Origin of the sequence: Cupriavidus alkaliphilus (assembly GCF_900094595.1) — a bacterium.
In the GTDB taxonomy this organism is placed as follows: Bacteria; Pseudomonadota; Gammaproteobacteria; order Burkholderiales; family Burkholderiaceae; genus Cupriavidus; species Cupriavidus alkaliphilus.
This window is the reverse complement of record NZ_FMAD01000005.1, coordinates 300,648-315,201: the sequence shown is the minus strand read 5'-3', so window position 1 is coordinate 315,201 and position 14,554 is coordinate 300,648. Positions and strand designations below refer to the sequence as shown.

At 67.8% G+C, this 14,554-nt stretch carries 14 protein-coding genes; 4 read left to right on the top strand and 10 right to left on the bottom strand.

From position 1 onward, the window contains the following. Positions 1-3: 3 nt before the first annotated feature. The 7 genes from GA0116996_RS13405 to GA0116996_RS13375 form a co-directional block, all read right to left on the bottom strand. On the bottom strand, positions 4-750 hold the full coding sequence (locus GA0116996_RS13405; protein WP_092312016.1) for a DUF3348 domain-containing protein: 747 nt from the start codon (positions 748-750) through the stop codon (positions 4-6). 233 nt (positions 751-983) lie between these two features. Then, positions 984-1,838 (bottom strand): phosphodiesterase, encoded by an 855-nt coding sequence (locus GA0116996_RS13400; protein WP_092312013.1) that lies wholly within the window; start codon positions 1,836-1,838, stop codon positions 984-986. Next, positions 1,835-2,893, bottom strand: a complete 1,059-nt coding sequence (locus GA0116996_RS13395) for an ABC transporter ATP-binding protein (RefSeq protein WP_092312010.1) — start codon at positions 2,891-2,893, stop codon at positions 1,835-1,837. Before GA0116996_RS13395 ends, GA0116996_RS13400 begins: the two co-directional genes overlap by 4 nt. After that, entirely contained in the window at positions 2,886-3,761 is an 876-nt protein-coding gene (locus GA0116996_RS13390) for an ABC transporter permease (RefSeq protein ID WP_092312007.1), read from the bottom strand. The genes GA0116996_RS13395 and GA0116996_RS13390 overlap by 8 nt, the downstream gene beginning before the upstream one ends. Before the next feature lie 9 nt (positions 3,762-3,770). Beyond that, on the bottom strand, positions 3,771-4,589 hold the full coding sequence (locus GA0116996_RS13385) for an ABC transporter permease (RefSeq protein WP_092312004.1): 819 nt from the start codon (positions 4,587-4,589) through the stop codon (positions 3,771-3,773). Between the two features lie 116 nt (positions 4,590-4,705). Then, positions 4,706-5,728, bottom strand: coding sequence for an ABC transporter substrate-binding protein (locus GA0116996_RS13380; protein WP_092312001.1), 1,023 nt, complete (start codon positions 5,726-5,728; stop codon positions 4,706-4,708). 48 nt (positions 5,729-5,776) lie between these two features. After that, complete coding sequence (locus GA0116996_RS13375; protein WP_092311998.1) at positions 5,777-6,874, bottom strand: substrate-binding domain-containing protein; 1,098 nt, start codon at positions 6,872-6,874, stop codon at positions 5,777-5,779. A 227-nt stretch (positions 6,875-7,101) separates the two neighbouring features. Here GA0116996_RS13375 and GA0116996_RS13370 point away from each other — a divergent pair, with 227 nt between their 5' ends. Together GA0116996_RS13370 and GA0116996_RS13365 are read left to right on the top strand one after the other, a co-directional pair. Next, complete coding sequence (locus GA0116996_RS13370) at positions 7,102-7,536, top strand: PaaI family thioesterase (protein WP_092311995.1); 435 nt, start codon at positions 7,102-7,104, stop codon at positions 7,534-7,536. Next, complete coding sequence (locus GA0116996_RS13365) at positions 7,533-7,895, top strand: DUF1214 domain-containing protein (protein WP_341845100.1); 363 nt, start codon at positions 7,533-7,535, stop codon at positions 7,893-7,895. The genes GA0116996_RS13370 and GA0116996_RS13365 overlap by 4 nt, the downstream gene beginning before the upstream one ends. 46 nt (positions 7,896-7,941) lie before the next feature. Here GA0116996_RS13365 and GA0116996_RS13360 read toward each other — a convergent pair whose 3' ends face one another. After that, positions 7,942-8,307: a glyoxalase superfamily protein gene (locus tag GA0116996_RS13360; RefSeq protein WP_092311992.1), complete on the bottom strand. Its 366-nt coding sequence runs from the start codon at positions 8,305-8,307 to the stop codon at positions 7,942-7,944. A 131-nt stretch (positions 8,308-8,438) separates the two neighbouring features. On the opposite strand from GA0116996_RS13360, the gene GA0116996_RS13355 reads away from it, so the two are divergent. Next, positions 8,439-9,407 (top strand): aliphatic sulfonate ABC transporter substrate-binding protein, encoded by a 969-nt coding sequence (locus tag GA0116996_RS13355; RefSeq protein ID WP_092311989.1) that lies wholly within the window; start codon positions 8,439-8,441, stop codon positions 9,405-9,407. A gap of 215 nt (positions 9,408-9,622) precedes the next feature. On the opposite strand, the gene GA0116996_RS13350 is transcribed toward GA0116996_RS13355, so the two are convergent. Next, positions 9,623-11,827, bottom strand: a complete 2,205-nt coding sequence (locus tag GA0116996_RS13350) for a phosphocholine-specific phospholipase C (protein WP_092311986.1) — start codon at positions 11,825-11,827, stop codon at positions 9,623-9,625. A 46-nt stretch (positions 11,828-11,873) separates the two neighbouring features. After that, positions 11,874-12,080: a hypothetical protein gene (locus GA0116996_RS13345; protein WP_092311983.1), complete on the bottom strand. Its 207-nt coding sequence runs from the start codon at positions 12,078-12,080 to the stop codon at positions 11,874-11,876. A 327-nt stretch (positions 12,081-12,407) separates the two neighbouring features. Between GA0116996_RS13345 and GA0116996_RS13340 the strand changes: the two genes are divergently transcribed. Further along, positions 12,408-14,540: a catalase gene (locus tag GA0116996_RS13340; protein ID WP_092311979.1), complete on the top strand. Its 2,133-nt coding sequence runs from the start codon at positions 12,408-12,410 to the stop codon at positions 14,538-14,540. The last annotated feature ends 14 nt before the right edge of the window (positions 14,541-14,554 follow it).

Here is a 14,554-nt window from a genome sequence, read left to right as displayed (position 1 = left end):
GGGTTAGCTGTCTTGCAGCGCCACCAGCAGGCCTTCGACGGGCTGCCAGCGGATCTCGAGTTCGGCGAGCAATACGCTCTGCATATCCTTGCGGAACACGCCCAGCCATGCGCCGGGACGCGCCGCCGCGGCTTGTCCTGCTGCCTGGGCCTGGTCCGCCAGCGCTGCGGCTTCGGCCTGGCGCAGGCGCTGGAAGTGCGGTTCCAGCAGATTCGGCACCGCGCCCAGCAGGCTTTGCTCGCGCGCGCCGAGCGCGCGCTCCATCGCCGCGTCGACCATGGCCAGCTTGGCCATGGCCGGCCTGCGCGCCGACAGCGCGGCGCGCAGGCTTGCGCGCAGGCTGCCGATGGCGGTTTCCATGGCCTGCTGCAACGTCAGGTAACGCTGGCGATGGACGGCGTAGTCGACCTGCGCATCGACCGGGTCGGGCAGTGCCGACGGGCGCGACGGGCCGCGCCTGCGGCCGCCTGGCGCCGTGTCTTCGGCAATGGCGCCGGCCAGCCGGGCCCGCACGCGCGCGCATTCCTGCGCTTCAGCGGTGGCGCCGGAGGCATGTGCGACGGCCGGTACCGCGGGCGGCCCGGCTTTCAACGCGGCCGACAGGGCGATGGCATCCGGCCAGCCCAGCCATTGGCTCAGCTGGCCGGAAAGCGACATTACAGGAGGTGGGACGTCGGCGTCGGTCAGGCGCGCCAGCAGCCGGACTAGCGCCGGACCGCTGAAACCTGTGCGCCGGGGCTCTTGGGACATACCGCCGGGTTTAAAAAGCCAGCAGTTTACACGCCCCGGCGAGGGAGGCGGCAGTATCCGGGGGTACGCGAGCGCCGGCATCGGATGCCGCCGCCGGGGGAGCGGTGCGGTTCAGCCAATCCCGCTCTTCACGATTCCTGAACTTGCCACAGGCATGAACAGCGCGGCATAGCCCTTCAGTGCTTCAGGCCGCCGGCTTCACCAGACCCCCAGGGCCTGCCAGACAATGACCGCTAGTCGATCAGCTTGCCCTGCGCATCAAAGAACGGATGCGCTGCCCCATAGTCGCCGATTGCTGCCGCATGTGTCACCAGTCCGTGCGCGGGATGCCACCAGTGCAGCAGGTAGCCCGGTGGCTCCATGCGAAATCGCGACGGAGCATGCCGGTCCAGGTCCAGCGCCACCTGGTGCGCCGGACCGGGCGCTGTCATTGCGACCGTGCCGCCGAAGCGGCGCGTGATGTGCCGATGCAGATGGCCGCACAGCACGCGTTCGACTTGCGGGTGGCGGCGCACTACGGCTTCAAGCGCGTCGGCGTTGGCCAGGCCCTGCTCGTCCATGTGGCCGATGCCGGTAAAGAACGGCGGATGGTGCAGCAACAGCAGGGTGGGGCGGTCCGGGTCGGCAGTCAGCGCGGCTTCCAGCCAGGGCAGCGCGGCGGGATCGACGCGCCCGCCGGGCTGGCCCGGCACGGTGCAGTCGAACGCCACCAGCCGCAGCGGGCCCGCGTCGATGCTGTAATGCACCGGGTCTTCGCCGCTGCCGGTGGCGAACAGGTAATCGTGATCGGCAAAGACCTGGCGCAACGCGCCGCGGCTGTCGTGGTTCCCCGGCAGCAGCCGCACGGGCATGGGCAGCCGCTGCAGGATCTCGCGCAGGAACTGGTATTCGCTCTCAGCGCCGAAGTCGACCAGGTCGCCGGTGACGATCACCGCGTCGGGTTGTTGCGGGGCAGCCAGCAGGGTGTCGATGCAGCGGTGCAGCGCGCCGGCGGTGTCGACCAGCCGGTACGACAGCCTGCCGCCAGCCTTGATGTGGAGGTCGGTGATGTGGGCGACCAGGTAGGTCGGGCAAGGGGCGGTGTTCATGCTGCCACGGCTTCGGGAAGGGTGATGAGATGGCCGGTGTCGATGCGCAGGCCGACGCGGTCTCCGGCGCGCCAGTCGTCGCGGCGCGTGGTGTCGACGATCAGGGGCGCGGATGCGCCGACTTCCACCAGCAGACGCGTGCAGTTGCCAAGAAAAAGGGCGGTGACCACGCTACCGTGCAGATGCGCGTCGTCCGCAGGCACCAGCGCCACATCCTCGGGGCGGAACATCAGGTCGGCGCGCGGCACCGGCGCGGATCCGTGCGCCCGCGGCACGACGCCGCCAGGCACGCGCCAGGCGCCGTCCGCCGCAGCGGCGGGCAGGCGGTTCATGGTGCCGATGAAATCCGCCACGAAGGCATTGGCCGGCGCGCGGTAGATTTCCTGCGGCGTGCCCGTCTGCGCGATGCGGCCCTTGTCCATCACGATAATGCGGTCGCCCAGCGCCATGGCCTCGGCCTGGTCATGCGTGACATAGACGGCGGTGATGCCCAGGCTGCGCAGCAACTGGTTGATGTCGGCGCGCAGGGCGTCGCGCAGCTTGGCGTCGAGCGCGGTCAGCGGCTCGTCCAGCAGCAGCACGCGTGGCTGCACGGCAATGGCGCGGGCGAGCGCCACGCGCTGACGCTGGCCACCTGAGAGTTGGTTTACGCGGCGGTCGGCGAAGGGGGCGAGATGCATCATCGCGAGCATGTCGTCGACCCGCCGGCGGCGCGTGGTGGCGTCCACGCGCCGCACGCGCAGCCCGTAGCCGATGTTCTCGGAGACGGTCATGTTGGGGAACAGCGCGTAATTCTGGAATACCATGCCCACGCCGCGCTGCTCGATCGGCAGCGCGGTCACACAGTTATCGCCGAACCAGACCTCGCCGCCCGCATCGGGATACTCCAGCCCGGCGATGATGCGCAGTGTGGTGGTCTTGCCGCAGCCGGACGGGCCAAGCAGCACCACGGTTTCCGCGGCGCCGATGTCGAGATCCAGCGGCTGCAGCGCCAGGGTGCCGTCGGCAAACGTCTTGCCGCAATGGCGCAGCCTGATGGTGGTGGGTTCATGCATGACGGGTCTCGGTATGAGGGTTGGCCGGCGCGGCGGCAACGGCGGGCGCGTGCGCTGCTTCGGCAACGTACTTGCGGGAGCGCGCGCCCAGCGCGCTGAGCGCCTGCATCAGCACCAGCAGCGGAATGATCATGACGAAGAAGATGATGGTGTAGGCCGAGCCGATCTCCAGCCGCATCGAGGCATAGCTGTCGGCCAGGCCCACCGGCAACGTCTGCGTGGTGGGCGTGTGCAGCATCCATGTCAGGTTGAATTCGCCCACCGACAAGGTGACGACCATGAGCGCGCCGGCCAGGATGCCCTGGCGGCAGTTGGGCAGCACCACGGTAAAAAAGCGCTGCAGGCGGCTGGCGCCGAGGCTGGCGGCGGCGTCTTCGAGCGTACGGATGTCGATGGCGGAAAGGATGGCCAGTACCGAGCGCACCATGAAGGGCAGGGTGAACAGTACGTGGCCGATCAGGATAAACAGCCAGCTCGTGCGCAGGGCCTGCCAGGTGCCGTAGAGCAGGATCAGGCCAAGCGCGGTCGCGAGGCCGGGAACGGCCACCGGCAGCATCAGCAGTTCCTCGATCAGCCGGGTGATGCGGTTGCGCCGCAGCGCCATGTAATACGCGGCCGGCACCCCCAGCACCAGCGTGCAGGCAAGGCAGGCCAGTGCGATCAGCAGCGACAGGAAGATGGTATTGCGATAGAGCGACCAGACTTCCGCGAGCCAGCGCGTGGTCAGGCCGCTTTCCAGGCCGACGAAGATATTGTTGGTCAGGCCGGCCAGCACGGAGAGCACGACCGGCACGGTCATGAAGGCGCAGACCGCCAGCGTGAGCGCCAGTTGCAGCCAGTAGCCGGCGCGGCGATGGATCGAGGTCATGGGTTGCTCCTACGCGGTTGCGGCCACGGCGTCGCCAGAGAACCAGCGCGCGACCGCCAGCAAGGCCCAGGTGACGGTGCCCAGCAGGATGGATAGCGCCGCGGCCATGCCGAAGTTGGCGTAGTTGGTGAACTCGTTGTAGATGGTGAGCGGCAGCACGTCGAGCTGCGTGGCCAGCGTGAAGGCGGTACCGAACGCCCCCATGCTGGTGGCAAAGCAGATCGCGCCGCTGGAGATCATGGCCGGCATCAGCGCGGGCAGCATCACGTCGCGCGTCACGCGCCAGGGGCTGGCGCCCAGCGAGCGCGCAGCTTCTTCCAGCGAGGCATCGAGCTTCTCCACGGCCGCCATCACGGTCAGGATCACGCGGGGGATCGAAAAGTACAGATAGCCGACGAACAGCCCGGCCAGGCCGTAGGCAAAAGTCCAGCGCTCGCCGGCGAGCTTGTCGCCGACCATGGCCAGCAGGCCGTTGCGGCCGCCGAGCATGATGACCATGAAGCCGATCACCACGCCGGGAAACGCCAGCGGAAAGGTCAGCATGGCCACCAGCACGGATTTGCCAGGCACTGCGTTGCGCTGCAGGAAGGTGCCGGATATGCCGGCGATCACGAGCGTGGCCAGTGTCACGGCTGCCGACAGCAGCACGGTGACCATCAGGCTGTGCAGGTAGCGCGGACTGGAGACCACGGTCCAGTACACGCCCGCTCCTTGCTCGCCGTTGATGCTGACCGCCAGGAGCCGCGCCATCGGCAGGCAGAAGAAGGCCAGAAAGACCACCAGTGCCGGCAAGGCGAACAGGAAGAGGGAGGGGGATCGGTTTGTCATGGCAGTGCCGGCGTGAAGTGGCGATGGGCGATGGTGTGCCCGGCTTGGTGAGGCCGCCCGGGGTTGTCTCCCGGTTTACGGGTAGACAACCTTCAGGCGGGAGACACTATCGCCGGTCAGCGCACCTCCTTCAGATACTGCTCGCTGAACGCTTTCTGCACGTCGGCCATCTTGCCGAAGTCCACCGCCTTGGCCCGTGCGTATTCCGTGGCCGGCAGGAAGCGCGCCTGGACTTCCTTTGGCACCACGCCGGCGCGCACCGGGCGCAGGTAGGCGTTGGCCCACAGCGCCTGGCCGGCGTCGGACAGCACGAAGTCGAGCACCTTGCGGCCTTCGGCCTCATGCGGCGCCTTGTTGACCAGGCTCATCACATAGGGAACGATCACCGAACCCTCCCTGGGAATCACGAAGGCTACGTTGGCGTGATCCTTGTAGCGGGCGCGATAGGCATTGAAGTCGTAGTCGAGCAGGATCGGAATTTCACCGGACAGCACGCGCGCGTAAGCCGTCTGCTTGGGCACGATCGGCTGGTTCTTCTGCAGGTCCTTGAAATACTTGAAGGCCGGCCCGAAGTTGTCGAGCGTGCCGCCCATGGCCTGGTTGACCGCCACCGCGCCCACGTAGCCGACGAAGGCGCTGGCCGGGTCGAGATAGCCGACCAGGCCCTTGTACTCGGGCTTGAGCAGGTCGGCCCATGACTGCGGCACCGGCTTGCCGCGCAGCGCGTCGACATTGACCATGAAGCCCAGCGTGCCGGAATGGATGGCGAACCAGTTGCCCTGCGGGTCCTTCAGGCCCTCGGGAATGTCGTTCCAATGGGCGGGCTTGTAGGCGGCGGTCACGCCGTCCTTTTTCGCCTGGATGCCGAAGGTCACGCCGTAGTAGACCACGTCGGCCACCGGGCTGGCTTTCTCGGCAACCAGCTGCGCCAGGGACTGGCCGGAGTTCTTGTTGTCCAGCGGCACGTGAACGCCGGTCTTTTCCTTGATAGCGCGGATCTGTGCCGCCCAGTCGGCCCATTCGGGCGGGCAGTTGTAGCAGATCGCGGTCTGGGCGCCCACGCCCTGGCTGAACGCGGCGGCGCCTAGCGCCAGGGCAATCCAGCGCAGCGGGCGGCGCCAAAAAGGGGTAGGTTGCATGAGAGGCTCCTTGATTGAGGACAGGGGGAATGCAGCATGCATAAGCGGCTATGTTTTCGGCGGAGCTGCCACGGTGCCGTTGATGCGCAGGGCATGCGGCAGCAGCGTGACGCGCGGCATTGCCACCGACGCTCGCCCGCCATCGTTCAGCCGCGCCAGCAGCCGGCTGACGGCGCTGGCGCCGATCTCCGAATTGGGCTGCACGACGGTGGCCAACGGCGGCTCGACCACGTTGCCCAGCGCGGTACCGTCATAGCCCAGCACTGAGATGTCGCGCGGCACGCTCAGGCCGAGGCGCCTGAGGTCCGAGATCACGCCGATGGCCAGCAGGTCATTGGTGCAAAACAGGGCGGTGGGCGCATCGTGCGCCCGGACCAGCGCGCGGATCTGCTCGGCATGGCTGGCGGTGTGCGATGGCAGGCAGACTGGCGCGGCCGGTGTCAGCCCATGCGCGCGCATGGCGTCCTGATAGCCGGCGAAGCGCTGGCGCGCACGGTCCGAGGCGACGAAAGCGCCCGACACCACGGCGATGCGGCAATGCCCGGCGGCGATCAGCGCCTCCACGCCGGCGCAGGCGCTGCGCCGGTTGTCCACCGATACCGAATGACGCCGGCTGCGCGGTCCGGCCTGGTTGTACGCGAGCACGTAGGGCACGCCCTCGCCGTCGAGCTGATCCAGAACCGTGCTGCGCGCCGCGTCGGCCACGGTCAGCACCATGCCGTCCACGCGATGGCGCAGCAGGTACTCCACACGCTCGCGTTCGCGGGCCGCATCGTAGCCGCTGGTGACCAGCATCAGCGAATACCCGCCCGCCAGCGCAGCTTCCTCGATGCCGTGCCAGCATTCGGCGAACACCGCGTTCTCCAGCGTCGGCAGCATCACGCCGATCATGCGGGTCTGCTGGGCGCGCAGCTTGCTGCCCAGCAGGTTGGGGCGAAAGCTCAGCCGGCGCGCGGCCTCGTGCACACGCTGCGCCGTGCTGTCGCGCACCAGATGCGGGCTGCCAAACACACGCGATGCGGTGGCGAGCGACACGCGTGCGGCTTGCGCGACGTCGATCAGGGTGGCGCCACCGGTTGTATCGGATCTGCCTTCGGCTGTATCTTTGCGACTCACGCTCGCGGCTCCGGATGAAAACGTTTTCATTGAAGACGGAAAAAAGCGGGCGTCAAGGCATTCCATCGCTGCGCTGCCGCAAAAGCCGGCTGGCAGAGGGGCGCCCGCGCCCTGTCTGGACGGCATTCTGGGTGGCCCGGATGACATGAAGATGACATCGAGGGTGCGCCGGAGCTTGGGCCGCGTGGTGTTCGTCACAGCCCACGTCGTTACGCGCCATGAGCGGGTCAGCGATGCCCAGTCCAAGGAAGGGCACCATGAAACCTGACAGCATTCCTGCCGACCTGCCCGAAGGCTATCAACCGCTGTTCCGCACCAGCCCGTTCCTGGACGCGACCGGCCCTTATTTCTACAAGCCGCTGGCGCAGGGCTTCACGGTGGCGCTCAGGGTGGAGAAAAAGCACACCAATGCTTCGGGCACCGTGCACGGCCGGCTGGTCGCCACGCTCGCTGATGTCTCGCTGGGCTATGTCACCGCAACCTCGCAACAGCCGCCGCTGCGCATGACCACGGCGAACCTGAGCATTGACTATGTCGGCACGGCGAAGCTGGGCGACTGGCTCGAATCGCGGGTCGAGGTCATCAAGGCGGGCTCGCGGCTGGCGTTCGCGAAGGCGCTGATCAGCGCCGGCGGCAAGCCGGTGGCCAGTTCCAGTGCGGTGTTTCTGGTGGTGGGGGCGCAGCAGGACTGATTGCCTGCCCGGATGATTTTGTTCAGATCACCCGACCAAGAAACTTAATTCACTTTTCGCCATCCCTCTGCGACAGTCTGGCCTTTGCAGCCACCGTCGATGCGTTCTGGTCGGTCAGCGTCTACAACGCCGCCGGCTACTTCCAGAAAAATCCCGCCAATGCCTACACGGTCAACAACCTGACGGCAAAGAAGGGCGGTAATGGTGCCATCGCCATCCAGTTCGGCGGCTGCGACGGCCAGGTACCCAACTGCCTGCCGGTGGTCGAGGGATGGAACTACACCGTGCGGCTCTATCGGCCCCGCGCCGAGGTCCTGAGCGGCGCCTGGAATTTCCCGCAGCCGCAGCCGGTCAACTGAGCGCACCGGCTGGCCACGGCTTCCCGACTCAGCGGGAAGCCGTGGCCTAATCCTCTGTCACCTCGCAAAAGCGCAGCCGGTTCCCGAACGGGTCGGCCACCTGCAGCATCCGGCCCCAGCCCACGTCCTCGACACCGGGCCTGGCGTAGGGATAGCCCTTGGCGGACAGTTCCTGGTGCAGCGCATCGATGTCCGTCACCGGCACGAATACGGTGGACCCCGGCGTGGCATCGCCATGGTGCTCGCTGAGATGCAGCGTCAGGCCGCTGCGCCTGACCTGCGCGTACAGCGGCAGCCCGTCTTCGAAGCGATGCGCCCAGTCGAGCGTGAAGCCGAGGAAATCCAGGTAGAACTCCTTGGCCTTGTCGACCGAGAAGATCCGGAGGATGGGGATGCCGGCGGACAGGTTCATGGTGTCTGGTGCGGGAGTGGCGCGGGAATCCTGGATGATAGCCGCCGCATAAGCATTGGCGACAATCTTCGTTGGCCTGGCCCGGATGCGCGACTAAGCTGGCGCTCCGATTTGCCTCCTGGAGCACCGCCATGACCCCGACCCACAATTCCCGTCGCCGCTGGCTTCTGGCCGCGGCGGGCGCGGCCGCGGCAAGTGCGCTGCCCGGCGTCAGCCTGGGCCAAGGCCCGACGGCGTTGCGCATCGGCTACCAGAAGTCCTCCACGCTGATGATCCTGCTCAAATCGCGGCAGACGCTGGAAAAGGCGCTCGCGCCCAGGGGCGTGGCGGTGCAGTGGTATGAGTTCACCTCCGGCCTGCCGCTGCTGGAGGCGCTGAACCTCGGCAACATCGACCTCAGTGCCGACGTGGCCGATGCGGTGCCGCCGTTCGCGCTGGCCGCGGGCGCGTCGCTGACGTATTACGCGACCGAGACCCCGTCGCCGCAGGCGCAGGCGATCGTGGTGCGCGCCGATTCGCCGATCCGCGAGGTCGCCCAACTCAAGGGCCAGCGCGTGGCGTTTGCCAAGGGGGCCGGCGCGCACTACCTGGTGCTGGAAGCGCTGGCGCGCGCGGGACTGTCGATCCGCGATATCGAGCCGGCCTACCTCAGTCCCGCCGATGCGCGCGCGGCGTTCGAGCGCGGCAGCGTGGCGGCGTGGGTGATCTGGGATCCGTTCCTGGCGGCGGTGCAGCGCCAGTCCAATGCGCGCGTGCTGCGCGATGGCGAAGGGCTGTCGAGCTATCGCCGCTTCTACCTGGCCGCCACGCCGTTCGCGCGCACGCATGCCGAGGTGCTCGAGGTGGTCTTCGACGCGCTGCGCGACGCCGGCGATTGGGTCAAGCGCAACCCGGCCGAGGCCGCGCGCTGGCACGCGCCGCTGATCGGCCTGGATGCCGCCACGGTGGAGGCCGCGAACGCGCGGCGCAGTTACGCCGTCCGCACGGTCGACGCGGCCGCGCTGGCCGAGCAGCAGCGCATTGCCGATGCCTTTGCCGTGCAGGGCATCCTGCCGCGCAAGGTGGCGGTGTCGGCATCGCCGGTCTGGCGCAAGGCATAAGCCGCGGCGTGCCCGCGCAGGCGGGCATCTGCCTTGCCTGTCCAGCGGGGCGCAGCGAGCGCCCTGTAGTTCCCAAGCCGTATCCCATCGTCCGGCTGCAGGCGAGCCCGCACGCGTGCCCGGCTGAACCGGGCTGTTTCGTCCCTGCGGACGAAACAGCCCTGGCCTTGCGCGGGCAGTGCGGCCGGCGCCCCGCGCGTCTTACTGCCGGGCCATCAGATCACGCCCATCGCCGGATCGCTGACGGTATCCTCGCCGGTCTCCATGCGTCCGGCAAAGCGGCGCGTGAATGCCGGGCTGGCCTCGCAGGTGACGGCGAAGTCGTACCAGTTGCCGCTTTCCGCCACCGGCCATTCCAGCGTTTCCACCTTGCCCCGCTTGACCCGCTGCGTCCACGGGCCGTCGTCGCGATAGGCCAGTGCCTTGACGGTGAAGGTCACGTCGGCATCGCTGTCGTTATGCAGCTTGACCTGGATCGTCGGCTTCTTGCAGGGGTTGTAGCAGACCTGGATTTCGGTGGCTGCGGTGGCCGTCTCGTTGACGTCGCCGGTGAAGGCGCGGTGATAGCCGTTGGGGCCGAGCACCCACAGGTCGTACTTGCCGCCGTCGGCATTGATGTCCCACGCATCGTCCAGTGCCTTGCCGGCCTCGACCACGTAGCGGCGCGGGATGCGGTCCAGGTGCAGCTTGTCGTAGACATGGAACACCGCGCCCGCCTGGTGCGCGCTACCGTTGGCGAACAGCAGGCGCACGGTGCGCGACGCGGCATCGACGCGCGCACTGGTATGCAGTTCATACGGCAGCTTGCGCGACGGGCGCGAGCCGGTGGCCTGCGCCGGCGGCGCGGGCGTGGCCGGCACCGGGATGGCGGGCTGCGTCTGCTGCCAGGCGGTCAGGCTGGTGGCGTCGGCGCGCGTGGTGCGCCCCGCCAGCACGGGCAGCGTCTCGCTGTTGGGCGTGGCGAAGTTGAAGGCGCTGGTCAGGTCGCCGCAGACGGCGCGGCGGTAGGCGCTGATCTGCGGCTCCATCACGCCGAAGCGCGCTTCCAGGAAGCGCAGCACCGAGGTGTGGTCGAACACCTCGGAATTGACCCAGCCGCCGCGGCTCCACGGCGACACCACCCACAGCGGCACGCGCGGCCCCGGCCCGAACGGCTTGCCATCCTGCGGCGGCTGCTTGGGCGTGGCGGGCGGATAGTTGAAGTACTCGTAGGCCATCTGCGCATCGTCGAGGGTCGACTTGCCGGCCAGCGTGCCGTCCGGGTTGCGCGACGGCGCGGTCGGCGGCGGGCTGTGGTCGAAGAAGCCGTCGTTCTCGTCGAAGTTGATCAGCAGCACGGTCTTGCTCCACACCTCCGGCGATGCGGTCAGCGCATCGAGGATGGCCTGCACATACCAGCCGCCCTTGGCCGGGCTGGACGGGCCGGGGTGCTCGCTGAACTCGGCCGGCGGGATGATCCATGACACTTCGGGCAGCCTGCCGTTTTGCACGTCGTCGCGCAGCGACTGCAGGAAGCCGCCGTCGGGCATGGTGTTGCAGAAGCCCTTGGCGAACGGGCTGTACTGGTCGTCGATATCCGGGTTGTAAGGCGGATTGACGCCAGTGCCGGCGGTGTTCGACAGCTTGCGCCCCTCCGGCATCTTTTCCATCTCGGCGCGCCAGTGGCGGAAGCTCATCATCTGGTTGCAGCCGTAGTTGTCCGGCACGTTCTGGTAGACCTTCCAGCTCACCCCGGCGCCCTGCAGGCGGTCGGCGTAGGTCTTCCAGGTCCAGCCTTCGGTGGACGGACCGACGTCGGCGCCGGCGTTGAACTCATTGATCATCACCGCGACGTTGTCGCCCGTCGGACCGTTGCTGCCGGTCCAGTAGAACAGGCGGTTGGGGATGGTGCCGGTGTGCATCGCGCAGTGGTACGCGTCGCACAGCGTGAAGGCGTCAGCCAGGGCGCGCTGGAACGGGATCTCGGCGTCGTCGTAGTAGCCCATCGACAGCGCCTTCTTGGCCACCGGCCAGCGATCCATGCGGCCGTGGTCCCAGGCGGCCTGCGCATCGGGCCAGGTGTGCGGCGTGCCGCCGGCGCGCTGCGCGTTGCCCTGGGTTTCATCGAGGTGGTAGGGCGTCAGCGTATTGCCGTTGGCATCGGTCTGGTAGAACGCGTTCTTGCCATTCGGCAGCGGGATCGCAAAGCGGTCGCCATAGCCGCGCACGCCCTTGAAGGTGCCGAAGTAGTTGTCGAACGAGCGGTTTTCCAGCATCACCATCACGACGTGCTTGACGTCCTGGATGGTGCCGGTGGCATTGTTGGCCTCGATCGCCAGGGCGCGGCGGATGCTGGGCGGAAAGCTGGCCAGCACCGCGGCGGCGGCGCCGGTGCCGAGGCTGGTCTTGAGGAACTGTCGCTTGGACGGATTGAAGGTCATGGCGTGGGTGGGGTGGTTCTGTCGCTGGATCGGAAAGCGGCCCGCATCAGGGGGCGCAACGCGTGCTGCAGTTGCCAGGCTTGCCGGTGTGGCCGGGCTTGCCGGCTGCGTCCGGCGCGCTGCCGTTGGCGGCGCTGGGTTGCAGCGTGCCGCCGGCGGCGCCGGGCGAGTCGTCGCCGCCGCAGGCGGCAAGCATCAATGCCAGGGTGAGGGTGCCGGCGGCCAGCCAGGGCCGGGCGGAATGCGACAGCAAGGTGGGTCTCATTGGTGCAGGGCCTTTTCTTTTGGTTGAGGGAGAGAACGGTGGCCGCGCCCATGCGCCCTTGCGCCGTCAGACGGCTGCGCGCCATGGACTTCCGCCGCGGCGGATGACAAGCGGATCTGGCCGGTTGCTGCGCGGATGGCCGTGGCTTGTCGCGACAGCGGGCGATTGTTGACGGGTCAAATGTCAGATGTTTGACAGGGCGCACTTTCGGCACTTTGGCTTTGTAACCAAACGTGTCAGGCAGCAGGCGTGGCAATTGCAGGCACTGCCGGGTTGCAGCCATTCATCCGTTCAACCCCGATACAGGAGACCGCTATGCCCGACAGGTCCGACGCCAAGGCCAAGCCCACGTCAAACACCACACCCGCCACCACAGCCCAGGGCGCTCCGGCCGGTTATGGCGATGCCCAGCGCGGCACAGGCGGAGAGCTGCACCAGGTTGCCGGCGGCACGCACGCCCCCTTGACCACCAACCAGGGCGCGCCCATCGCGGACAACCAGAACTCGCTCAAGGCCAATCCGCGCGGCCCGACCCTGCTCGAAGATTTCATCCTCCGTGAAAAAATTACACACTTCGACCATGAGCGCATTCCCGAGCGGATCGTCCATGCGCGCGGCACCGCGGCGCATGGTTACTTCGAGCTGACCGAATCGCTGGCGCAATTCACCACCGCCAGCATCCTGACCGAGGTCGGCGTCAAGACGCCGGTGTTTGCGCGCTTTTCCACCGTGGCCGGCGGTGCCGGTTCGGTCGACACGCCGCGCGACGTGCGCGGCTTCGCGGTCAAGTTCTATACGAAGGAAGGCAACTGGGACCTGGTCGGCAACAACATCCCGGTGTTCTTTATCCAGGACGCGATCAAGTTCCCCGACGTAGTCCATGCGGTCAAGATGGAGCCCGACCGCGGTTTCCCGCAATCGGCGACCGCGCACGATACCTTCTGGGACTTCATCTCGCTCACGCCGGAATCGATGCACATGGTCATGTGGATCATGTCGGACCGCACCATCCCGCGTTCGCTGCGCATGATCGAAGGCTTTGGCGTGCACAGCTTCCGCCTGCTCGACGACCAGGGCCGGTCCACCTTCGTCAAGTTCCACTGGCGCCCGAAGCTGGGGCTGCAGTCCACGGTGTGGGACGAGGCCGTCAAGATCGCCGGCGCCGATCCGGATTTCCATCGCCGCGACATGTTCAACGCGATCCAGTCCGGCAATTTCCCCGAGTGGGAACTGGGCGTGCAGCTGTTCACCGAAGCCGATGCGGCCAAGTTCCCGTTCGACCATCTCGATGCCACCAAGATCATCCCGGAAGAGACCGTGCCGCTGAAAATCATCGGCCGCATGGTGCTGGACCGCTGGCCCGACAACTTCTTTGCCGAGACCGAGCAGGTGGCGTTCTGCCCCGCCAATATCGTGCGCGGCATCGATTTCTCCAACGATCCCCTGCTGCTGGGCCGGCTGTTCTCGTACCTCGACACGCAACTGCTGCGCCTCGGCGGCCCCAACTTCAACCAGATTCCGGTGAACGCGCCCAAGTGCCCGTTTGCCAACCACCAGCGCGACGGCCATATGCAGATGCAGCAGCCCAAGGGACGCGTGGCGTACGAGCCCAACTCGCTGTCCGATGACTCGCCGCGCGAGGCACCCGACCTGGGCTTGCGCCACGCGCTGGTGCCCGAGCAGGGCGACAAGGGCCGCATCCGCCCCGAGACCTTTGCCGACCACTACAGCCAGGCGCGCCTGTTCTACCGCAGCCAGACCCGCGCCGAGCAGGCGCATATCGCCTCGGCGCTGGTGTTCGAGCTGTCGAAGGTCGAGCACGTCCATGTGCGCGAGCGCATGGTGGCCCACCTGCTCAATATCGACCCCGACCTGGGCGGCCGCGTGGCCGATGGCCTGGCGCTGGACCAGGTGCCCGAGCCGCTGCCCACCGCCGCGCCGGTGCAGGACCTGCCGCCGTCGCCGGCGCTGCAGATCATCGGCAAGATGAAAGACACGCTGCAGGGGCGCGAGATCGGCATCCTGGTCGCCGACGGCTCGGACGGCGCCACGGTCGAGGCGATCCGGCAGGCGGCCAGCGCCGCCGGCGCCACGGTGAAGATCGTCGCGCCCAAGGTGGGCGGCGCGGTGCTGGCGGATGGGTCGAAGCTGCCGGCGGATGGACAGTTGGCCGGCACGCCTTCGGTGATGTTCGATGCCGTGGCCGTGGTGCTGTCGGCCGACGGTGCCGCGATGCTGGCGCAGGAAAGCGCGGCGCTGGACTTCGTCTGCTTTGCCTACGCCCATCTGAAGGCGATTGCCGTCGATGCGGGCGGGGATGCGCTGCTGGCCCACGCCAGGCTGGCGCCGGACCAGGGCATCGTGTCCGCCAGCGATCCGGACCGTTTTATCACCGCGGCGAAGACGCGGCAGTGGGACCGGGAGCCGCAGGTGCGGATGCTGGCATAGCGAGGTCGTACCGG

Excerpts from the sequence above, each read along its gene's own strand:
- GA0116996_RS13405 (WP_092312016.1), bottom strand. The coding sequence starts at position 750 with ATGTCCCAAGAGCCCCGGCGCACAGGTTTCAGCGGTCCGGCGCTAGTC.
- GA0116996_RS13400 (WP_092312013.1), bottom strand. The coding sequence starts at position 1,838 with ATGAACACCGCCCCTTGCCCGACCTACCTGGTCGCCCACATCACCGAC.
- GA0116996_RS13395 (WP_092312010.1), bottom strand. The coding sequence starts at position 2,893 with ATGCATGAACCCACCACCATCAGGCTGCGCCATTGCGGCAAGACGTTT.
- GA0116996_RS13390 (WP_092312007.1), bottom strand. The coding sequence starts at position 3,761 with ATGACCTCGATCCATCGCCGCGCCGGCTACTGGCTGCAACTGGCGCTC.
- GA0116996_RS13385 (WP_092312004.1), bottom strand. The coding sequence starts at position 4,589 with ATGACAAACCGATCCCCCTCCCTCTTCCTGTTCGCCTTGCCGGCACTG.
- GA0116996_RS13380 (WP_092312001.1), bottom strand. The coding sequence starts at position 5,728 with ATGCAACCTACCCCTTTTTGGCGCCGCCCGCTGCGCTGGATTGCCCTG.
- GA0116996_RS13375 (WP_092311998.1), bottom strand. The coding sequence starts at position 6,874 with ATGAAAACGTTTTCATCCGGAGCCGCGAGCGTGAGTCGCAAAGATACA.
- GA0116996_RS13370 (WP_092311995.1), top strand. The coding sequence starts at position 7,102 with ATGAAACCTGACAGCATTCCTGCCGACCTGCCCGAAGGCTATCAACCG.
- GA0116996_RS13360 (WP_092311992.1), bottom strand. The coding sequence starts at position 8,307 with ATGAACCTGTCCGCCGGCATCCCCATCCTCCGGATCTTCTCGGTCGAC.
- GA0116996_RS13355 (WP_092311989.1), top strand. The coding sequence starts at position 8,439 with ATGACCCCGACCCACAATTCCCGTCGCCGCTGGCTTCTGGCCGCGGCG.
- GA0116996_RS13350 (WP_092311986.1), bottom strand. The coding sequence starts at position 11,827 with ATGACCTTCAATCCGTCCAAGCGACAGTTCCTCAAGACCAGCCTCGGC.
- GA0116996_RS13340 (WP_092311979.1), top strand. The coding sequence starts at position 12,408 with ATGCCCGACAGGTCCGACGCCAAGGCCAAGCCCACGTCAAACACCACA.